Origin of the sequence: Delftia sp. Cs1-4 (assembly GCF_000214395.1) — a bacterium.
GTDB classification, from domain to species: Bacteria; Pseudomonadota; Gammaproteobacteria; order Burkholderiales; family Burkholderiaceae_C; genus Comamonas; species Comamonas acidovorans.
The window spans coordinates 6,548,733-6,568,791 of record NC_015563.1 but is presented as its reverse complement, the minus strand read 5'-3'; the positions used below and the strand labels follow the sequence as shown (position 1 = coordinate 6,568,791).

Here is a 20,059-nt window from a genome sequence, read left to right as displayed (position 1 = left end):
GCAGGTTCGCAGGCAGGCGCGGAGGGTCAATCCAAAGTGATGTTCTGGTCGCGGATCAGCTGGTGCCAGCGCGTGCTTTCGCTGGCCAGCAGCGCGGCGAACTGCTCGGGCGTATTGCCCACAGGCTCCACGCCGAAATCCACGAGCTTCTGGCGCACGGCGGGCTCGTTGATCGCGGCCACGACCTGCCGGTGCAGGGCCGCGATGACCGGGGCCGGGGTCCTGGCGGGCGCCACCAGTCCCACCAGGGCGGCGGCCTGCACCTTGGGCAGGCCCAGCTCGGCGAAGGTGGGCACGTCGGGCAACTGGGGCAGGCGCGTGGCGTTGGCCACGGCCAGCGGGCGGACCTTGCCGCCCTTGATGAAGCCTGCGCCCGCGGCCAGGTCCACCATCATCACGGGCACCTGGCCGCCAGCCACGTCGCCCAGGGCCGGTGCCGCGCCCTTGTAGGGTGCGTGCACCAGCTTCAGGCCGGCCTCCACCCTGAGCAGTTCCATGGCCAGGTGGTGCGGGCTGCCGGCACCGGCCGAGGCGTAGTTCACGCCGTCCTTGCTGGTGCGCGCCTGGGCCAGGAAGTCTTTGGCCGTGGCCGCTGCCATGCCGGGGCCGGCCACCAGGATCATCGGGAAGCGGCCCATCAGCGTGACCGGCGCAAGGTCCCTGGCGGGGTTGTAGCTGAGGCTCTTGTAGAGCACGGGATTGAAGACCAGGGTGCCGTTGTCGGCCGACAGCACGGTGTAGCCATCGGCGGCGGCACGCGCGGTTTCCGAGGCGCCTATGGCCGTGTTGCCGCCCGGGCGGTTGTCCACCACGATGGGCTGGTGCACCTGGCCGCCCCAGGCCTGGCCTATGGTGCGGGCCAGGAAGTCCGAGCCGCCGCCGGCCGCGTAGGGAACGATCCAGCGCACGTTCCTGCTGGGGAATCCGTCCTGGGCCAGCGCGCCGGGCAGGGCGGTGGTCGATAGCAGGCCTGCGGCCAGTGTGGTGAGGAAAAGGCGCTTGTGCATGGGACTTGTCTCCGGTGAGGCCTGGGTGGAATCCATGGAATCTTGTTTTGCGTAATTTTTCTACGCATTGCGTAAAAACACCGCCCGGGATTACCCGCAAGCTGCGGCACAATGCCCCGCCAGCCCTTAAAACAGGCCTTTCCAGACCCGCCCTGCCGCCATGACTTCCACTGTTGCCTCCGAGATTGACGAGCCCGCGCCGCCGCGCGAAAGGCGCCAGCGCGTGCAGGCCGCCGAGACCTGCCTGGCCGTGCTCAAGGCCCTGGCCACGCTGGGCGGACGCGCCAGCCTCACGGCCATCGCGGGCGCGGTGGAGGAAAGCCCGGCCAAGGTCCACCGCTACCTGGCCAGCCTGATGGCCGAGGGGCTGGTGGAGCAGGACCGTGGCGGCACGCAGTACGCGCTGGCGGCCGAGGCCATGCGCGTGGGCCTGGCCGCCATGCGGCAGTCCGACCCCATCCGCCTGGCCGAGCCGGCCCTATTGCACCTGCGCGAGGCCTTGCAGGTCACCAGCTTCGTGGCCGTGATGGGCAACCTGGGGCCGACCATCGTGCGCTTCGAGGAGCCGGGCCTGCCGGTCACCGTCAATGTGCGCGTGGGCTCGGTGATGTCGCTGCTGTGGTCGGCCACGGGGCGCGCCTTCTTCGCCTTCATGGACGACGATGCCCGCGTGGATGCGCTGCTGGCCCGGGAGCTGGCCGAGGCGCCGGCCGCGCGGCGCGCGCTGCTCGATGGCGCGGACCCGCTGGGCACGCTGCGCCGCGAGATCCGCGCTGCGGGCTGCGCCTCGGTGCGCGACGTCAACCTGCCGGGCATCAGCGCCGTGGCGGCGCCGCTGCACGACTACACGGGCCATGTGGTGGGCGTGCTGTGCGCGCTGGGCGCCAGCGGCGGCTTCGACCCGGACCCGCAGGGCGCGGTGGCCCGGGCCCTGCGCGCCGAAGCGGCGCGCGTCAGCGCCTCGCTGGGCCATCTGCCCGGCTGAAGCCCGACTGAAGCCCGACTGAGGCCCGACTGAGGCCCGGTTGAGGCCCGGTTGAGGCCTGCAGCCCGCTGCCGCTACGGCGTCACCAGCGTGTAGGCCATGCGCACGCGCTGCATGTCGCGGCCCAGGCGGCGGCTTTCGGGCAGGCGGCGCACCCAGGCCAGCTGTTTCACGGTGCGCGCCATCAGGGCGCGGGTTTCGGGCTCCATGGACTGCACGAAATCCTGCCAGGCCGTGCGCGCGGCCGGCATGGCGCCGGCCTGCTCCAGTATCCAGGCCGTGGAGTGGGCGTAGCACAGGGCATCGCGCACGCGGCACAGCGCCAGGGGCAGGTGGGCGGCAGGGTCGTCCTCGAAGTCGATGAAGCCGATCACGCCATCGGCACAGCAGACCATGTTGCGCGCAAAGGCCTGGCTCAGGCAGTCGCCGCTGCCATGCACCTGCTGCAGGGTCTGCAGGCCCTGCAGCCATAGCGCCAGCGTGCTGCCATCCCCCCGGGGCAGGGCGGCTTCCATGGCATTGCCCAGCGAGGGCGCTTCCACGCCGGGGCTGCCCAGGTGGCGCATGGCAAAGCCGTCCTCGCACTCGGCCAGCACGGCAGGCACGCGCAGGCCGCGCTGCGCGAGCTGGCGCAGGCGGCGTACCTCGGTGCGGATGGCTTCGTGGCCGCCGGGATTGGGCACGGGCCGCAGCACGGGCAGGCGCAGGCACAAGGCGAGCAGGGCCAGCGCGCGATAGCGCCATGCCGGGTTGCTGGCGCCCGCGCGCTTGACCCAGATGGTTTCGTCTTCCCGGTCATAGCGCTGGATGCTGAGAGGCTGGCTCAGCACATGGGCGCGCAAAAAGGCGTCGTAGTCTGGCGGCTCGGGAGGCGGGACGGCGGAGGACGGTTCGGACACGGCAGGCTCTGGAAAGTGAGTGGCTGGCGCGCAACGCCAGCCGGATGCGGCAATTGTGCCGTGCCAGGACTTGCCGCTTGCGCCGGCCGGCAGGGGCGCCAGGGTTTGCACTGCGGCAAGGCCGGTGGATTTGCCGCTTGGCTGCCGGAAAATTGAGACAATCGTTTCATCTTTAGCAGTGCCGAAAACCATTCATGAACACAGAAGACAGTGGCAAGCTGGTGGCCGCCCTGGTGCGCGGCATCTCCGTGCTCCAGTGCTTTTCCAACAAGCACCAGGAACTCAGCGCCCGTGAACTGATGGACATGACGGGCCTGCCCAAGCCCACGCTGTTCCGCCTGATCGACACCCTGTGCGAACTGAACCTGATGCGCTACTCCGAGCGCCTGTCCAAGTACGTGCCGGGCGTGGGGCTGCTGAACCTGTCCTCGCCCGTGCTGGCGCGCATGCACATGCGCCAGTTCGCGCGGCCGCACATGCAGGAGCTGGCCAACCATCTGGAAGGCCAGATCCAGCTGGCCGTGGGCCACGGCCGCCAGCTGTGCCTGGTGGAGCTGGCCAACGGCCTGACCAACAAGGTCTTCCTGCCCGAGATCGGCGTGCACATCTCGCTGTCGCGCACCGCCACGGGCCGCGCCTACCTGCTGAGCCTGCCCGAGGCCGAGCGCGAGGCCTTCATCGCGGAACTGCAGGCCGACGATCCCGCACGCGCCCAGCAACTGCGCGAGCGGCTCGACGATGCGCGGCGCGACCTGGCCGAGCACGGCTTTTGCCGCAGCCACGGCGACCTGCACCGCGAGATCCAGTCCATTGCCGTGCCCATGTCCACGGCCAAGGACGGCGAGTACTGGGTGTTCTCGGTCTCCCTGCCCATCTACAGCCCGCAAAGCCGCGCGCTGGAAAGCGATGCCGGGCCGCGCCTGATCACGCTGGTGCGCCTGGTCGAGGGCATGCTGGGAGCTTCCAGCCTCTCGTGAATCAGCGGGCGCTGCGCCAGACCTCTTGCGCTCGCCCTGCGCTCACCTTCTCCCGCACGCTGGCGGTATCGGAGCCTGCGGCGCTCGCAGGACCCGGCGCATAGGCCTGGCCGTCAAAGCGCGGCGCGGGGCTGGCTTGCAGGGCGCCGCCTTCGGGCTGCAGATAGACGCCACGCGCCTGCAGGTGCGGGTGGCAGGCGGCTTCCACAGGGCTGAGCACGGCGCCGAAGCAGGCATCGCTGCCCTCCAGCAATTGCTGCCAGTGCGCGCGGGGCCGGGAGGCGAACAGCGTCTGCAGCTGCGCGCGCCGCGCCGGCCAGGCGGCGCGGTCCCACTGGGGGCCCTGGAACGCTGCGGCACCGGCCAGGCCCAGCCTGTCCAGCAGCAGGGCATGGAACTGCGGCTCGATGGCGCCCACGGTGATGAAGCCGCCATCGGCACAGGCATAGGTTTCGTAGAACGGCGCACTGTCGTGGATGCTGTGGCCGCGCTCGTCGGCCACCAGCCCGCGCTGGCGCGCATGCAGCATGAGGTTGAGCATGTGCGCCGCACCATCGACGATGGCTGCATCCACCACGGTTCCGCGCCCCGTGGCGCGTGCCTGCACGATGCCGGCCAGCAACCCCGTCATCAGGTACATGGCGCCGCCGCCGATGTCGCCCAGCGTGGCAAAGGGCGAGACCGGCCGGGCATCGGCCGGCGCGCATCCCCACAGTGCGCCCGAGACGGCGGCATAGTTGTTGTCGTGGCCAGCTGCCTGAGCCAGCGGGCCGTCCTGGCCCCAGCCCGTCATGCGGCCATAGACCAGGCGCGGGTTGAGGGCCTGGCAGGCCTCGGGTCCCAGGCCCAGGCGCTCCATGGTGCCGGGCCGCATGCCTTCGATCAGCGCATCGGCATCGCGCACCAGGGCCAGCACCAGGTCACGCCCTTCGGGCGACTTGAGATCGGCGAACACCGAGCGCTTGCCGCGCGACAGCGCGGAGGCGGCTGAGGTTGCTGATGTGGCGGCGGGTTCCGCCTCGGGCCGCACGATGGACACCACATCGGCCCCCAGGTCCGCCAGATGCATGGCGCAGAACGGCCCCGGGCCGATGCCGCCAATCTCCAGCACGCGCACGCTGTCCAGCACCTTCATGGCGTCTCCGTCGAAATCGGTTCAGTCGAGTTGCAGCTGGCGGCTGGTGATCAGCGCGCCCCAGCTCTTGCGGTCGTTGTCCACCAGCTGGGTGAACTGCGCCTGCGGCATGCCGCCTGGGCGGCCGCCGAGCTCGCGGTAGCGGCGCGCCACCTCGGGGTCCCGGAGCACGGCGACAAGGCCGTCGGTGAGCTTGCGCACCACGGCGGGCGGCGTCTGCGCGGGCAGGAAGAAACCCATCCAGCCGACCTTGTCGAAGTCCTGCAGGCCCAGCTCGGTGGTGGTGGGCACGTTGGGCAGCTCGGGCTCGCGCTGCGCGCCGGTCACGGCGATGGGATGCAGCTTGCCCGCCTTGATATGCACCAGCGAGGCCGTGAGGTTGTCGAACATGAACTGCGTCTCTCCCGAGACGATGGCCGCCGTGGCCGGTGCCGAGCCACGGTAGGGCACATGCACCACGTCCACGCCCGTGCGCTCGCGCAGCAGTTCGCCCATGAGGTGCGTGGTCTGGCCCACGCCGGCCGAGGAGAACGACAGCTTGCCCGGCGCCTGCCGCGCGGCCTTGAGCAGATCCTCCAGCGAGCGCACCGGCGATGCCTGGGGCACGACCAGCACGTTGGAGAACGAGATCATGTCCGTCAGCGCCACGAAGTCCTCGGGCCTGTAGGGCAGCTTCTTGTAGGCCGTGTAGTTGATGGCGTTGGAGCCCGTGTTGCCCACCAGCACCGTATAGCCGTCCGGCTGCGCGCGTGCCACCTGGCTGGCACCGATGGAGCCGCCCGCGCCGGGCCTGTTGTCCACGATGACGGGCTGGCCCAGCCGCTCGCCCAGCTTGAGCGCCAGCAGCCGCGCGGGAATGTCGGTGGAGCCCCCGGCCGCGCCCGGCACGACCAGGGTGATGGGCCGCGTGGGCCAGGCATCGGCTGCAATGGCTGCCGTGGCGCACAGCCAGGCGGCAGCGGCCAGCGTGAGGCGTTTGAACATGGTGTTTCTTCTCCGCGCGTGTGCTGGGCCAGGGCGCTTCTCAGCGAGGACTCATCCGAATGGCACCGTCCAGGCGAATCGTCTCGCCATTGAGCATGGGATTTTCAAGAATGTGCAGCGCGGTCATCGCGTACTCGGACGGATGGCCCAGGCGTGCGGGGTTGGGCACGGAGGCGGCCAGCGACTGGCGGATGTTGTCGGGCAGCTTGGCCAGGATGGGCGTGTCGAACAGGCCCGGCGCAATGGTGCACACGCGGATCATGCGCGTGGCCAGGTCGCGCGCGGCGACGATGGTCATGCCGATGATGCCGGCCTTGGCCGACGCATAGGGAATCTGGCCGATCTGCCCCTCATAGCCCGCCACCGAGGCCGTGAGCACGCAGGCGCCGCGCTCGCCTTGCACCGGCTCGTTGCGCGCCATGCTGGCGGCGGCCAGGCGCAGCGTGTTGAAGGTGCCGATCAGGTTCACGCGCACGATGCCCGTGTACTTGTCCAGCGAGCCGGGGCTGCCGTCCTTTTCCACCAGCCGCAGCGGCCCGCCCACGCCCGCGCAGTGCACCAGGGCGCGGAACTCGCCGAAGTCCTCGGCGGCGGCAATGGCGGCGGCCATCTGGTCGGCGTCGGCCACGTCGGCCTTCACGAAGCGCAGGCGGCTGCCGTGGCGCTGGCGGGCGGCGTCCACCATGGCCGCGCCGCGGTCCTCGTTCAGGTCCACCACCACCACGTTCAGGCCGCGCTCCAGCAGTGCCTGGGCCGATGCCTCGCCCAGGCCCGATACGCCGCCCGTCACCAGGGCCGTCATGTTCTCTTGCAGTTGCATGGATGTGTCTCCGGTGCCTGGCTTACAGGCGTTCGATGATGGTGGCGTTGGCCATGCCGCCGGCCTCGCACATGGATTGCAGGCCATAGCGCGCGCCGCTGTCCTCCAGCGCGTGCAGCATGGTGGTCATCAGGCGGATGCCCGAGGCGCCCAGCGGATGCCCCAGGGCGATGGCGCCGCCGCGCGGGTTCAGCCGCTCGGGGTCGGCGCCCAGTTCTTTTTGCCAAGCCAGCGGCACGGAGGCGAAGGCCTCGTTGATCTCGCAGTGGTCCATCTGCTCCAGCCGCATGCCGGCCTTGGCCAGCACGCGCCGCGTGGCGGGAATGGGGGCCGTGAGCATGTACAGCGGATCGTCGCCCACCACGTCCAGCGCCACGAAGCGCGCACGCGGGCGCAGGCCCAGTTGCTGGGCGCGCTTCTCGCTCATCAGCAGCATGGCGCTGGCGCCGTCGGTCATCTGCGAGGCATTGCCCGCCGTGGTGTGCCAGCGGATCTGCGGAAAGCGCGCCGACAGCTCGTCGTTCTGGAACACGGCCTTGAGCGCGCCCAGCTTCTGCGCCGTGGTGCCCGGGCGGATGGTCTCGTCGGCCGTGACGAGGCCGGCAGGCGTGGCGATGCCCACGATCTCGCGCTCGAAGTGCCCGGCCGACTGGGCCGCATGGGCGCGCTGGTGCGATCGCGCGGCATAGGCATCCAGTTCCTCGCGGCCCAGGCCCCAGCGCGCAGCCACGAGGTCGGCCGACACGCCCTGGCCCACCAGCCCCGGCGCAAAGCGCGCATCGAAGCGCGCGCCCGTGGTGTTCTGCCCCATGCGCGAGCTGCCCATGGGCACGCGGCTCATGGACTCCACGCCGCAGGCGATCACCATGTCCTGCGTGCCCGACATGATGGCCTGCACGGCAAAGTGCACGGCCTGCTGGCTGGAGCCGCACTTGCGGTCGATGGTGGTGGACGGCACATGGGCCGGCAGGCCTGCGGCCAGCCAGGCCAGACGGCCCGGCGTGCCGGCCTGCTCGCCGGCCTGGCTCACGCAGCCGGTGATCACATCGTCCACCGCGCCGGGATCGATGCGGCTGCGCTGCACGAGCTGCTCCAGCACCTGGCTGAGCAGATCGACGGGGTGGAGCTGGGCCAGGGCGCCATCGGGCTTGGCCCGGGCCATGGGACTGCGGATGGCATCGACGATGACGGGTGTGTTCATGCGGATTTAATGAGACTGGAGGTTCATGAAATGAATGATAAGTCTCGAAATTTGCGTTGAACAAAGCGTTTTCCCGGATGAAAAACCGAGCGTAAACAAAAATACTTGCTGAAAACCCGATGAATTCGAGACGGCGGATTCAAAAAAAGCAAAGGAGACAGGCGTGCATGACTTTCACAGCTGGGCCGATGCCCGGCCCGACCGCGTTGCGCTGACCATGGGCGACAGCGGCCAGCAGCACACGGCGGGCGCGCTGGCGCAGCGCTCGCGCGAGGTGGCGCAGTGGATGGCCGGACAGGGCCTGGCGGCCGGCGACACGGTGGCCGTGCTGATGGAAAACCGCGTGGAGATCCTGGAGCTGGTGCTGGCCGCGCGCCTGGCGGGCCTGTACGCGGTGGTCATCAGCACCCACCTGACGGCGCCCGAGGTGGCCTACATCCTGGGCGACAGCGGGGCGCGCCATGTCTTTGCCTCGGCCGCCACGGCGGCGCAGCTGCCGGCCGCGCTGGCGGCCACCGTGCATTCGGTGGACGGAGACTGCGCATCCACGGGCCTGCCGTCGCTGGCCGATGCCCTGGCCGCCTGGCGTGCGCAGGCGCCCGCGCCCATCGACCTGTCCAGCCGTCCGCTGGGGCGCGACCTGCTGTATTCCTCCGGCACCACGGGCCGGCCCAAGGGCATCAAGAAGGCGCTGCCGGCGGCGCTCTACCGCACGCAGGCCGATCCCGAATTCCTGGCCTGGCAGCGCAACATGGGCTTTGATGCCGACGCGGTCTACCTCTCGCCCGCGCCGCTGTACCACGCAGCACCGCTGCGCTACTGCCTGCGCACGCTGGACGGCGGCGGCGCGGTGGTGATCACGGCGCGCTTCGACGCTCAGCAGGCGCTGGCCATGATCGAGCGCTACCGCATCACCCACAGCCAGTGGGTGCCGACCATGCTGGGGCGCCTGCTGCAGCTGCCCGAGGAGGTGCGGCACGGCTATGACTTGTCCAGCCACCGCTGCGCCATCCATGCGGCCGCGCCCTGCCCGGTGGCCGTCAAGCAGGCGCTGCTGGACTGGTGGGGCGACATCCTGCTGGAGTACTACGCAGGCTCCGAAGGCTGCGGCATCACCCTGATCAACTCCGCCGAATGGCGCCGGCGTCCAGGCTCCGTGGGCCGCGCCAGCTACGGGCGGCTGCGCATCGTGGGCGACGACGGGCAGGAGCTGCCTGCGGGCCAGATCGGCCGCGTGTTCTTCTCGGACGTGGCGCCCTTCGCCTACCTCAACGATCCCGCCAAGACCCGCGAGGCCATCGACGAGCGCGGCTGGGCCACCTATGGCGACCTGGGCCATGTGGATGAGGAGGGCTACCTCTTTCTCAGCGACCGGCGGGCGGACCTCATCCTGTCGGGCGGCGTCAACCTCTATCCGCAGGAGATAGAGAACGCGCTGGCCACGCACCCGGCCGTGCAGGAGGTGGCCGTGGTCGGCGTGCCCGAGCCCGACTTCGGCGAGCAGCCCATGGCCGTGGTCGTGCTGCGCCAGGGCCATGCGGCCAGCGCCGAGATGGCGCGCGCCATCGTCGCCGAGGCCGGCGCCACGCTGTCGCGCCTCAAGCGCCCACAGCGCCTGCAGTTCGTGGACGAGCTGCCGCGCCTGCCCACGGGCAAGCTGCTGCGCCGCGTGCTCAAGGACAGGCTGCGCGAGCAGCCCCACGCGGGCTTCAACCTGCGCAGCGCCTGAACGGCCCTTCACCGTCTTTCCTCACCGACAACCACCGGATACCGACCCATGCAAGACCTGACCGAGCGCTCCGTCTACCGCGAAGACCATGAACAGTTCCGCGAGCAGGCCCGCCGCTTCTTCGAGCGCGAAATCGTGCCCCACCATGCCGAATGGGAGCGCCAGGGCATCGTGCCCAAGGAGGTCTGGCGCAAGGCCGGGCGCGAAGGCCTGCTCAACCCCATGCTGCCCGAGCCCTACGGCGGCGGCGGCGACTTCGGCCATGCGGCCGTGCTGCTGGAGGAGATCGCGCGCACGGGCGCCAGCGGGCTGGGCTTTCCGCTGCATTCGGACATCGTCGCGCCCTACATCCATGCCTATGGCAGCAAGGCCCAGAAAGACCGCTGGCTGCCGCGCATGGCCGCAGGCGAGCTGATCGGCGCCATCGCCATGACCGAGCCCGGCGCGGGCAGCGACCTCAAGTCCGTGCGCACCACGGCGCGGCGCGAGGGCGACCACTACGTGCTCAACGGCCAGAAGACCTTCATCACCAACGGCATCAATTCGGAGCTGGTCATCGTCGTCGCCAAGACCGCGCCCGAGATGGGCGCCAAGGGCGTGTCCCTGATCGTGGTCGAGGACGGCATGCCAGGCTTCTCCAAGGGCCGCAAGCTCGAGAAGATCGGCCTCATGGCGCAGGACACCTCGGAGCTGTTCTTCGACAACGTGCGCGTGCCGGCCGACCACCTGCTGGGCGAGGAGAACGCGGGCTTCAAGTACCTCATGCACGAACTGGCCCAGGAGCGCCTGGTGGTGGCCGTGCGCGCGGCCGCCTCCATCGAGGCCTTTTTGCACAAGACCATTGCCTACACGCGCGAGCGCAAGGCCTTCGGCCAGCCGGTGTTCGACTTCCAGAACACGCGCTTCAAGCTGGCCGAGGCCAAGGCCCAGGCCACCATGCTGCGCGTCTTCGTGGACGACTGCATCGCCCTGCACCTGCGCCGCGCTCTCGCCCCCGACCGCGCCGCCATGGTCAAGCTCAATGCCACGGCGCTGCAAAATCGCCTGCTCGACGAATTCCTGCAACTGCATGGCGGCTACGGCTACATGACCGAATACCAGATCGGCCGCGCCTGGACCGATGCGCGCATAGGGCGGATCTACGGGGGGAGCGACGAGATCATGAAGGAGATCATCGCCAGGACTCTTTGAACCCCCTGAGCCGCTGCGCGGCTTCCCCCTCTCTACTCGCTTCGCGAGGGAGGGGGACGGCGCCATCGCCGCGAGGCGGCTCTTGCTCGGCGCCCCTGGCTTGGGGCCGCGCCCGTCTCAGGGGTCACGGGCGATCGGGGCGGCTGGGCTTTCGGGGGCAAGTTCCGACCGGACGCCACGGACATGGCGGCGCGGCTACACTGCGGGCCATTCATTCGAGGGGCTGGCCGTGGCCGGTTCCTTCCCCCTGTTTTCCCTAGAGATTCCGCCATGTCCAACGACGCCCACGAAGCCACCGCCCTGCCCGACGAGCCTGCCCTGACGCCCGAGGCGCTGGAGGAACTCGACGATCTGCTCGACGAGCTGCGCACGCGCGGCGAGGAGATTCCGCAGTGGGAGTTCTGCGACGGTTTCCTGACGGCGCTGATCTGCACGCGCCGCGAGGTGCCGGCCGCCGAGTGGCTGCCCATGCTGCTGGGCGACGGCGGCACGCTGGAGGTGGCCGAGGGCCAGCCGCTGCCTCTGATGGAAGTGTTCAAGGACGCGGCGCAGCAGGCGCGCTTTCTGGAGCTGGTGGGCCTGCGCATGGACGAGATCCGCACCCAGCTGGACGCAGACGTGAAGACGCTGGAAGACGACCGCACCTTCCAGCCCGAGGCAATGGACATGCGCGGCGCCATCCTGTCGCTGCCCGAGGAAGAGCGTCCCGATGACGGCGAGATTCCCTCGTTCGGCCAGATCTGGGCGCTGGGCTTCATGTTCGTGGTCGAGAACTGGGCCGAGGAATGGGCCGCCCCGCGCGACAAGGAAGCCGCCGGCTGGCTCAACGAGGCGCTCAACGCCGTCGTGGCCCTGACCGAGGACGACACCGGCAAGCCCGAAGTCTGCATGTACGACGAGGACGGCCCCGCCAGCACCAGCCAGGAGCGCGTGGAGCAGTTCGGCGAGGCCATCTGGGCGCTGTACGACCTGCGCCAGATCTGGAAGAGCATGGGCCCGCGCCAGGAAACCATCGTCAAGGGCGAGCAGCCGGGCCGCAATGACCCCTGCCCCTGCGGCAGCGGCAAGAAGTTCAAGAAGTGCCACGGCGCCTGAGCGCCCGCGCCACAGGCTTTGGATGCACGGGCCATGAGACATATCGGTGAACGCATACGCGCCCGCCGCGCCGAACTGGGCATGACCCAGGGCCGGCTGGCCGAGGCCGCAGGCATCACGGCCTCGGCCGTGTCGCAGATCGAATCGGGGGCCATCCGCACCCTCAAGAACGACACCCTGGCCCGCGTGGCCCTGGCGCTGCAGACCACGGCGCTGGAGCTGACGGCCGGCCTGGAAGACGACAACGCGCCGCTGCCCGTGGACGAGCAGCGCCTGCTGGAAAGCTACCGCGCCCTGCCTGCACCGCTGCAGGAGATCGCGCACAGGCTCATAAAAGCCTTGCGCTGATCAGCGCATTGAGGCGCTGCAAGGCGTGTGCCACGGTGGCCTGGCGCACGGCGGCGCGGTCACCGTCAAAGCGCACGCATTCGCTGTGCGTGGTGCCGTACACGTTCCAGCCGAACCAGACCGTGCCCACGGGCTTGGCGGCGCTGCCGCCGCCCGGCCCGGCCACGCCTGTCACGGCCACGCTGCACTGCGCGCGTGAGTGGGCGATGGCGCCTTCGGCCATGGCGCGCGCCACGGGCTCGCTCACGGCGCCGTGCTCGGCGATCAGCGCCTCGGGCACGCCCAGCAGGTCGTGCTTGGCCGCGTTGGAGTAGCTGACAAGGCCGCGCTCGAACCATTCGCTGGAGCCGGCGCGGTCCGTGCAGGCCGCAGCGATCATGCCGCCCGTGCAGCTTTCGGCCGTGGCCAGCATCCAGCCGCGCTGCAGCAGCAGGCCTGCCAGGGTTTCGACGAGTTCGTTGGATGCGCTCATGCCAGCTCCTTCAGCCGATGAAATGGCGCCATAGCGCGATGACCAGCAGCGTGCAGAAGGCGGCCACCAGATCGTCGAACATGATCCCCCAGCCGCCGCGCCAGCCGAAGCCCTTGAAGCCCCGGTCGGCCCATTTGACGGGCTGGGGCTTGGCGGCATCGAAGAAGCGAAACAGCCCAAAGGCGATGAGCTGGCCCCAGAAGCCCGTGGGCATGACCAGCCACAGCACCAGCCAGAAGGCCACGATCTCGTCCCAGACCAGGTTGCCCGGGTCGGCCACGCGCATGTGGCGCGCCGTGACCGTGCAGGCCCACCAGCCCAGGGGAATGCTGCCCGCGATCAGCAGGCCGATCTGCTGGGGCGTGAACCAGTGCTGCAGCAGCAGGAAGGACAGCCAGGCCCACAGCGTACCCACGGTGCCGGGCGCGATGCGCCCCAGCCCCGAGCCCAGCCCCATGGCGATGAAGTGGGCCGGGTGGGACATCATGAATTCCAGCGTGGGGCGAGCCATGCCGCCCTGCGGCGGGCCTTCCGGTGGGCGCGCCGCAGAGGCAAAGGTGGGGGTAGCAGGATCGCCGGAAACCTCCGGCCGCAGCGGCGCGTCACTCATGGGGCGAGATCATAAGCGCGGCCCTGGTGCTTCACTGACGCTCTTCGACCGCCAGATCCTGCGGATGGCGGATCTGGTGGCGGGCCTCGAAGCTGGCGCTGGCGCCAGCGGCCAGCGGCTGCTGCCAGGCGATCATGCCGTTGCGGTCGTTCCAGCGCGTGGTGGCCGGCTGCGGGCTGTATTGGGACTGCACGCGGATCTGCTCGTTGCGCGAGACGGGTGCGGCGTCCACCACCTGCAGCTCGATGGCGTGGTCATGGCGGTTGTCCACCTGGAAGCGCCGCGTGACCTGGCGTTCGGTGCTGCTGCTGAGCAGGCCGCCGCTGCCCGTGGCCGAGTCCACGGGCAGGTTGCGCACCACCACCTTGTCGTCACGGCCGAAGGACAGGCCCTGGGCCAGCGCGGCGGCGTTGCCGAAGTCCAGCCGGCCCTGGCCGGCGAAGGCGCCATCGCGGAACAGGGCCACGGGGCCTGCGGGCCAGACACCGGCCGGCACGGCCAGCTGGGCCACCAGGTAGGCGGCCTCTTCCACGGCGGGCGCCGTGCGCGTGAGCAGGGTGGCCGGCAGGTTCTGCGAGCCCAGGGCCAGGGTCACGCGCTCGCTGCTGGAGGGCACGCTGATGCGGTAGGGCACGGAGAACTGCGTGGCGTAGGCGGTGTTGAGGCTGGCGACATCGAGCACCGGCAGCTCGGCGGCCTCGCTGGCCGCCCCGGGCTTGCGGGCGCGCTCCAGCATCATCGCAGGGGCCGCCGGGGCCGGCGCTGGCGGAGGGGCCATGGCGGCCACGGGGCGGGGCCGTTCCACATCCAGCGTCCAGGGATTGGGTAGGCGCGCCTGCGTGCTGCGCGAAGGCTGGCCGGTGGACAGCAGCAGCTGCACCTGGCTCCAGTCCTCGCCGCTGTTCTGGGCCACCAGGGCCAGGCGTTCGATGGCCACCGTGCCCTTGGCCGGGTCCAGCTGGGCGCGGTAGGTTGGCTGCCAGCTCGGGCCGCGCACCTGGTAGGTGAGCTGCACATTGGCATCGGCCGGGCTGGCCAGTTGCACGGTGACCTTCATCACCTGGGCGTTGCCTGCGCCCGTGCGGTCGCGTTCGAGCTGCAGCGGCCTGAGTTGCTCCTGCAGCGCCTGCTTTTGCCGCAGGATCTGGTGGGCGCGCAGCGTGTTGCCACGGCTGGTGGTGCGCAGCGCCTCGGTGGCGGCGCCCAGCTGGCTGGCGGCGGGCAGGGCGGGGGCTTTGGCGTCATCGCCGGGCTTGGCCAGGCCCTGCAGGTAGTCGCCCACGAGCTTGGCAGCGGACTCGTCGGCCTCCAGCGCGGCCAGCTGGTCTTCCAGCGTGCGGATCTGCTGCTCCAGCGGGCTGGCGCAGGCCTTGGAGGCCAGTTCGCGCGGCTGCGACTGCAGCTTGTAGTCGCCCAGGCGCACGCCGGCATCGGCGCTGACCTGCAGGCTCTGCGGGTCGATGGAGCCGGGCAGGCACTCGAACACCAGCTGGCGCGTGGCGGCCGTGATGCGCGCCGTGCGCTCCACCGAGGCCACGCCCGCATACAGGGTGACGCGCGCGATGGGGGCGCGGGCGATGGTGGCTTCCTGGGCTTGTGCCTGGGCCTGGACCGGGGTGCCTGCCAGCAGGAAGCAGGCGGCGGCCAGGGCAGAGAGGGCGGGCAGGGCGGGCAGGGCGGAGCGTTGAACCATGGGCAGTCCTTCTCGGATGAAAGTGGTTTGGCGCGGCGTCAGGCCGCAGCGAAGTGGTCGAATGAGGTCCACCGGGGCGCCATGGCCGCACCGTCCGTGCCGATCAGCCGCAGGCCGGGCGGGGCCTCGATGCAGCCGATGCGCGTGACGCGCGTGGCGCTGGCGCGGCCTGCGGCCTGCACGGCATCGCGCCGGTCGGCCGGGGCCGTGAAGCACAGCTCGTAGTCGTCGCCGCCGGACAGGGTGCACTGGTGCAGCAGGTCGATGGCCAGGGGCGTGTGCCGGCCGGCATCGAGCAGCGGCGTGATCAGGCGCGTGTCCAGGCTGGCTCCCACGCGGGATTGCTCGAGGATGTGGCCCAGGTCGCCCAGCAGGCCGTCGCTCACATCCAGCGCGCTGCTGGCAATGCCGCGCAGCGCCTGGCCCAGGGCCACGCGCGGCGTGGGCGCTTCCAGGCGCTGGCGCGCGGCGGCCAGCGTGCCGGGTGGCAGGGTGGTGTGGCCCAGCAGGGCTTCCAGCGCCAGGCGGGCATCGCCCAGGCTGCCGCTGACCCAGATGTCATCGCCCGCGCGCGCGCCGCTGCGCAGCAGGGCCTGGCCGGGCGGCACCTCGCCGAAGACGGTGATGCAGATGTTCAAGGGCCCCTGGGTGGTGTCGCCGCCGACCAGTTCGCAGCCGTGGGCGTCGGCCAGGGCCAGCAGGCCGCCTGCGAAGGCCTCGGTCCAGGCCGCATCGGCACGCGGCAGGGACAGGGCCAGGGTGAAGGCCAGCGGGCGGGCGCCGCAGGCCGCCAGGTCGGACAGGTTCACGGCCAGGGATTTGTGGCCCAGCAGGCGCGGGTCCACGTCGGCGAAGAAATGCCGGCCCTCGACCAGCATGTCGCTGGAGACGGCCAGCTGCATGCCCGGCGCCGGGGCGAGCAGGGCGCAGTCATCGCCCACGCCCAGGGCGGCGCGGCTCACGGGGCGCTGGAAGAAGCGGCGGATCAGGTCGAATTCACCCACGGTGGCGGCTTTCGGATGCGTTTGGCGATCGGGCTATTGTGCTGCGAGGTTCGTGCTGCCCCGTATCAGGTGGTCTCGCCCGCACCGGGCCGATGCTCCAGCGCCAGCGCGTGGAAGGCCTGGGCGGCCGGCGACAGGCTGCGCTGGCGCCTGCGCACCAGGTACAGGTCGCGCCGGCGGTCGGCATCGGCCAGCGGGCGCGTCACCAGGCCGGGCTGCACGAAGTGGAACAGCGCCAGGGCCGGCACCACGCTGATGCCCAGGCCCGCGCGCACCATGCCCATCACGGTGGCCAGGTGCTCCACCTCCAGCAAGGTGTTGAGGGGCGGGGCCTGCTCCTGCGATTCCAGGTACTGGCGCACGCTGCTGTGGCGGGCGAGCTGGATGAAGGGTTGGTCCCGCAGGTCGGCCATGGTTGGCGCTGGCAGCGCTGCCAGCGCATGGTCGGCGCGGCAGACCAGGTGCAGCCGGTCGGCGCAGAACCATTCGGCCTGCAGCTCCTCGGTGTCGGCGCGGATGGCGGCCAGCGCCAGGTCGGCCTGGCCCGAAGCCACCTGGGCGATGCACGATTCGGACAGCAGGTCCGACACCTGCAGCTGTATGCCCGGATGGCGCGCATGGAACAGCGCCAGCACGGGCGGCAGCCAGGCCGCCGCCAGCGAAGGCAGCAGGGCGATGGACACGCGCCCGCGCTGCAGCGCCGCCGCCTCGCGCAGGCCGTGCACGGCATCGCCCAGGTCGGCGCGTATGCGCTGCGCGGCATCGAGGAACTGCGCCCCCTCCTGCGTCAGCGCCACATGGCGCGTGCTGCGGTCGAACAGGCGCACGCCCACGCCGTCTTCCAGCCCCTTGATCAGGGCGCTGAAGGCCGGCTGCGACAGATGGCAGCGCTGCGCGGCCAGCGTGAAGCTGCTGAGCTGGGCCAGGGCGATGAAGGCATCGAGCTGGCGGGAGGAGATATTCATCGGGTTTTTGGATGAGTTGATCCGAATAATCGATTTCACAGATTAGCAGCCCTTGCCTACATTGGCCTGCATGGACCATCTGGAAACCTTCTTTGCCCCGGACAAGCCCCCGCTGTGGGTGGGCTGCGCAGCCGGCTTCTCGGGCGACCGCACCGATGCCGCCGCGCCCGTGGTGCGCGCCCTGGCGGCCAGCGGCCAGAGCGCCTGCCTGATCTTCGAGACCCTGGCCGAGCGCACGCTGGCGCTGGCCCAGCTCGCGCGGCACGAGCAGCCCGACGCGGGCTATGAACCCCTGCTGGAGGACCTGCTGGAGCCCGTGCTGGCCGATTGCCTGGCGCATGGCATACGCATCGTCAGCAACTTCGGTGCGGCGAATCCCGAAGGCGCGGCGCGCTGCATCCAGCGGCTGGCGCAGCGCCTGGGCCTGCGCGTGCCGCGCATCGCCGTGGTGCATGGCGACGATGTCAGCGGCCCGGCGTACCGCGGGGCGCTGCGGGCCGCTCTGGGCGCGGAGTTTCCCGAGGATTCGCTGGTCAGTGCCAACGCCTACATCGGCGCGCGCGCGATTGCCGAGGCCCTGCAGGCCGGCGCCGAGATCGTGGTGGCCGGCCGCGTGTCCGACCCCTCGCTGACCCTGGGGCCGGCCATGGCGCATTTCGGCTGGGCCTGGGACGACTGGGACCGCCTGGCGCGCGCCACCATGGCCGGCCACCTGCTGGAATGCGGCGCCCAGGTCACGGGCGGCTACTTCGCCGACCCGGGCTTCAAGGACGTGCAGGGCCTGGCGCGGCTGGGCTATCCCATCGCCATCATCGAGCCCTCGGGCGACTGCACCATCACCAAGCCCGAAGACACGGGCGGCCTGGTCAGCGAACGCACGGTCAAGGAACAGCTGCTGTACGAGGTGCACGACCCGGCCGCCTACCTGACGCCCGACGTGGTGGCCGACCTGTCCGAGGCCGAGGTGCACCAGGTGGGGCCTGACGCCGTGCGCCTGAGCGGCGTGCGCGGCCATGCGCACAACGGCCACTACAAGGTCAATGTCTGCCATGCCTCGGGCTGGCTGGCCGAGGGTGAGATCTCCTATGCCGGCCCGCGCGCCCTGGAGCGCGCCCGGCTGGCCGGCGAGGTGCTGCGCGAGCGCCTGGGCGGCGAGGCCGCAGGCGACCTGCGCCTGGACTGGATCGGCGTGGCCAGCGTGCTGGGCGACGACGCCGGCCGCTGGCGCGACGCGCAGCCGGCCGGCGCAGCCGCCCCCCAGGACGTGCGCCTGCGCGCTGCCTGGCTGCGCCCCACGCAGGCCGAGGCGCGGCGCCTGCCACGCGAGGTCAATGCGCTGTACACCTGCGGGCCGGCCGGCGGCGGTGGCGTGCGCACGGCGCTGCGCGCGCGGCTGGGCACGGTGTCCTGCCTGCTGGCGCAGCAGAGCGTCGCCACCGGATGGAAGTGGGCCGGGGAAGAGATCGATAAAGGGGTCGAGAAAGAAGCCGGGGAGCACGCCGCATGAACACACTGCCAACCACGATGCCCGTCACCGTGCCGCTGTACCGCCTAGCGCACGGGCGCACGGGGGACAAGGGCAACCGCTCCAACATCAGCCTCATCGCCTGGAATGCCGCCTGCTGGCCCGTGCTGGTGGAGCAGATCACCGAAGAGCGCGTGGCCGCGCACTTCGCCGCCCGGCGCCCGGCGCGCGTGCAGCGCTTCGTGCTGCAGCGCCTGCAGGCCATGAACTGGGTGCTGGACGCGGTGCTGGACGGCGGCGTCAACGACGCGCTCAACCTCGACAGCCACGGCAAGGCGCTGTCGTACTGGCTGCTGCAGATGCAGGTCCACATACCGGCTTCGCTGCTGCCCCACCTGGCGCCGGAGTAGCCGGCAGCACCCGCCCGTCACACATTCATCACAACAAAGGAGACAGACATGAACCTTTCGCAGAACCTTCCCCGCCGCCATGCGCTCGTGCTGGCCGCCTGCGCGCTGGCAGCCGCTGCAGCACCGGCCCTGGCGCAGGACTATCCGTCCAAGCCCATCACCTTCGTCGTGCCGTTTGCGGCCGGCAGCGCCACCGACCAGCTGGCACGGGCGCTGGGCCAGGCCGTGACCACGGCGACCAAGCAGGCCGTGGTGGTCGAGAACAAGGGCGGCGCCAGCGGCATGATCGCGGCCCAGCAGGTGGCGCGCTCGGCGGCCGATGGCTACACGGTGCTGATCACCACCAACACCACGCATGCGGCCAACCAGCATCTGTACAAGAAGCTGCCCTATGACGCGGTCAAGGACTTCGCGCCCGTGGCCGGGCTGGGCAAGGGCGGCCAGGTGCTGGTGGTGCGCGCCGATGCGCCGTACAGGAACGTGGGCGATCTGCTGGCGGCGGCGAAGAAGCAGCCGGGCAAGCTGTCGTTCGGCAGCGGCAGCTCCTCCAGCCGCGTGGCCGGTGAAATGCTCAAGCAGCTGGCCGGCGTGGACCTGATGCACGTGCCCTACAAGAGCAATCCGCTGGCCATCACCGACCTGCTGGGCGGCCAGATCGACCTGATGATCACCGACACCTCCACCGGCGTGCCCCAGGTCAAGTCGGGCAAGCTGCGCGCCCTGGGCTACTCCACCACCAAACGCAGCCCGCAGCTGCCCGAGGTGCCCACGCTGGAGGAAGCCGGCGTCAAGGGCTATGACATGGGCTACTGGTTCGCGGCCTACGCGCCCGCTGGCACGCCCGAGGCCGTGGTGGCCCGTCTGAACCGCCTGCTGTCCGACGCCGTGCACAGCGCGGGCGCCAAGTCCTTCTTCGAGATGTCCGGCTCCGAGGGCTGGACCGCCACGCCCCAGGAGCTGGCCGCCTTCCAGGCAGGCGAGACCCAGAAGTGGGGCCAGGTGATCAAGGCCGCCGGCATCCAGCCCGAGTAGGCCGCTCCCCGCTCTCCCGTTCCCTTTTTATCCGAAC

General features: G+C 70.6%; 20 protein-coding genes. 9 read left to right on the top strand and 11 right to left on the bottom strand.

Annotated features, from left to right (window positions below; genetic code table 11):
* Positions 1 to 26: 26 nt before the first annotated feature.
* On the bottom strand, positions 27 to 1,007 hold the full coding sequence (locus tag DELCS14_RS28875; protein WP_013804736.1) for a tripartite tricarboxylate transporter substrate binding protein: 981 nt from the start codon (positions 1,005 to 1,007) through the stop codon (positions 27 to 29).
* Positions 1,008 to 1,167: 160 nt separating this feature from the next.
* Between DELCS14_RS28875 and DELCS14_RS28870 the strand changes: the two genes are divergently transcribed.
* Positions 1,168 to 1,992: an IclR family transcriptional regulator gene (locus tag DELCS14_RS28870; RefSeq protein WP_013804735.1), complete on the top strand. Its 825-nt coding sequence runs from the start codon at positions 1,168 to 1,170 to the stop codon at positions 1,990 to 1,992.
* A 74-nt stretch (positions 1,993 to 2,066) separates the two neighbouring features.
* Here DELCS14_RS28870 and DELCS14_RS28865 read toward each other — a convergent pair whose 3' ends face one another.
* On the bottom strand, positions 2,067 to 2,891 hold the full coding sequence (locus DELCS14_RS28865) for a hypothetical protein (RefSeq protein WP_013804734.1): 825 nt from the start codon (positions 2,889 to 2,891) through the stop codon (positions 2,067 to 2,069).
* A gap of 194 nt (positions 2,892 to 3,085) precedes the next feature.
* Here DELCS14_RS28865 and DELCS14_RS28860 point away from each other — a divergent pair, with 194 nt between their 5' ends.
* A complete protein-coding gene (locus tag DELCS14_RS28860; protein WP_012202623.1) occupies positions 3,086 to 3,868 on the top strand; it encodes a helix-turn-helix domain-containing protein in 783 nt (260 codons plus the stop codon).
* 1 nt (position 3,869) lies between these two features.
* On the opposite strand, the gene DELCS14_RS28855 is transcribed toward DELCS14_RS28860, so the two are convergent.
* Genes DELCS14_RS28855 through DELCS14_RS28840 form a run of 4 tightly spaced genes read right to left on the bottom strand, consistent with a single transcriptional unit; the run spans position 3,870 to position 8,008 of the window.
* Positions 3,870 to 5,003, bottom strand: coding sequence for a CaiB/BaiF CoA-transferase family protein (locus DELCS14_RS28855; RefSeq protein WP_013804733.1), 1,134 nt, complete (start codon positions 5,001 to 5,003; stop codon positions 3,870 to 3,872).
* A 21-nt stretch (positions 5,004 to 5,024) separates the two neighbouring features.
* Positions 5,025 to 5,987 (bottom strand): tripartite tricarboxylate transporter substrate binding protein, encoded by a 963-nt coding sequence (locus DELCS14_RS28850; protein WP_013804732.1) that lies wholly within the window; start codon positions 5,985 to 5,987, stop codon positions 5,025 to 5,027.
* Positions 5,988 to 6,027: 40 nt separating this feature from the next.
* Positions 6,028 to 6,807: an SDR family NAD(P)-dependent oxidoreductase gene (locus tag DELCS14_RS28845; protein WP_013804731.1), complete on the bottom strand. Its 780-nt coding sequence runs from the start codon at positions 6,805 to 6,807 to the stop codon at positions 6,028 to 6,030.
* 22 nt (positions 6,808 to 6,829) lie between these two features.
* Positions 6,830 to 8,008, bottom strand: a complete 1,179-nt coding sequence (locus tag DELCS14_RS28840; protein ID WP_013804730.1) for a thiolase family protein — start codon at positions 8,006 to 8,008, stop codon at positions 6,830 to 6,832.
* A gap of 163 nt (positions 8,009 to 8,171) precedes the next feature.
* Here DELCS14_RS28840 and DELCS14_RS28835 point away from each other — a divergent pair, with 163 nt between their 5' ends.
* The 4 genes from DELCS14_RS28835 (at position 8,172) to DELCS14_RS28820 (ending at position 12,371) form a co-directional block, all read left to right on the top strand.
* Positions 8,172 to 9,737, top strand: a complete 1,566-nt coding sequence (locus DELCS14_RS28835) for an AMP-binding protein (protein WP_013804729.1) — start codon at positions 8,172 to 8,174, stop codon at positions 9,735 to 9,737.
* A gap of 48 nt (positions 9,738 to 9,785) precedes the next feature.
* Positions 9,786 to 10,928: an acyl-CoA dehydrogenase family protein gene (locus DELCS14_RS28830; protein ID WP_013804728.1), complete on the top strand. Its 1,143-nt coding sequence runs from the start codon at positions 9,786 to 9,788 to the stop codon at positions 10,926 to 10,928.
* A gap of 270 nt (positions 10,929 to 11,198) precedes the next feature.
* On the top strand, positions 11,199 to 12,023 hold the full coding sequence (locus DELCS14_RS28825; protein ID WP_013804727.1) for a UPF0149 family protein: 825 nt from the start codon (positions 11,199 to 11,201) through the stop codon (positions 12,021 to 12,023).
* 33 nt (positions 12,024 to 12,056) lie between these two features.
* Positions 12,057 to 12,371, top strand: a complete 315-nt coding sequence (locus DELCS14_RS28820) for a helix-turn-helix domain-containing protein (protein WP_012202639.1) — start codon at positions 12,057 to 12,059, stop codon at positions 12,369 to 12,371.
* Here DELCS14_RS28820 and DELCS14_RS28815 read toward each other — a convergent pair.
* From DELCS14_RS28815 to DELCS14_RS28795, 5 genes are all read right to left on the bottom strand, one after another.
* On the bottom strand, positions 12,352 to 12,843 hold the full coding sequence (locus DELCS14_RS28815) for a CinA family protein (protein ID WP_013804726.1): 492 nt from the start codon (positions 12,841 to 12,843) through the stop codon (positions 12,352 to 12,354). The two genes, DELCS14_RS28820 and DELCS14_RS28815, sit on opposite strands and share 20 nt — an antisense overlap.
* 10 nt (positions 12,844 to 12,853) lie before the next feature.
* Positions 12,854 to 13,354, bottom strand: coding sequence for a phosphatidylglycerophosphatase A (locus DELCS14_RS28810; protein WP_172642973.1), 501 nt, complete (start codon positions 13,352 to 13,354; stop codon positions 12,854 to 12,856).
* A 130-nt stretch (positions 13,355 to 13,484) separates the two neighbouring features.
* Entirely contained in the window at positions 13,485 to 15,146 is a 1,662-nt protein-coding gene (locus tag DELCS14_RS28805) for a DUF4139 domain-containing protein (protein ID WP_013804724.1), read from the bottom strand.
* Positions 15,147 to 15,184: 38 nt separating this feature from the next.
* On the bottom strand, positions 15,185 to 16,150 hold the full coding sequence (thiL, locus tag DELCS14_RS28800; RefSeq protein ID WP_013804723.1) for a thiamine-phosphate kinase: 966 nt from the start codon (positions 16,148 to 16,150) through the stop codon (positions 15,185 to 15,187).
* A gap of 65 nt (positions 16,151 to 16,215) precedes the next feature.
* Positions 16,216 to 17,115: a LysR family transcriptional regulator gene (locus DELCS14_RS28795; RefSeq protein WP_013804722.1), complete on the bottom strand. Its 900-nt coding sequence runs from the start codon at positions 17,113 to 17,115 to the stop codon at positions 16,216 to 16,218.
* A 70-nt stretch (positions 17,116 to 17,185) separates the two neighbouring features.
* Here DELCS14_RS28795 and DELCS14_RS28790 point away from each other — a divergent pair, with 70 nt between their 5' ends.
* The 3 genes from DELCS14_RS28790 to DELCS14_RS28780 are packed head-to-tail and all read left to right on the top strand — an operon-like array spanning position 17,186 to position 20,022.
* The gene (locus DELCS14_RS28790; RefSeq protein ID WP_013804721.1) at positions 17,186 to 18,622 is read left to right on the top strand and encodes an acyclic terpene utilization AtuA family protein; all 1,437 of its coding nucleotides are present in this window, start codon (positions 17,186 to 17,188) and stop codon (positions 18,620 to 18,622) included.
* Positions 18,619 to 18,990, top strand: a complete 372-nt coding sequence (locus DELCS14_RS28785; protein WP_013804720.1) for a hypothetical protein — start codon at positions 18,619 to 18,621, stop codon at positions 18,988 to 18,990. The genes DELCS14_RS28790 and DELCS14_RS28785 overlap by 4 nt, the downstream gene beginning before the upstream one ends.
* Positions 18,991 to 19,038: 48 nt before the next feature.
* Positions 19,039 to 20,022, top strand: coding sequence for a tripartite tricarboxylate transporter substrate binding protein (locus DELCS14_RS28780; RefSeq protein ID WP_013804719.1), 984 nt, complete (start codon positions 19,039 to 19,041; stop codon positions 20,020 to 20,022).
* Positions 20,023 to 20,059: the final 37 nt, after the last annotated feature.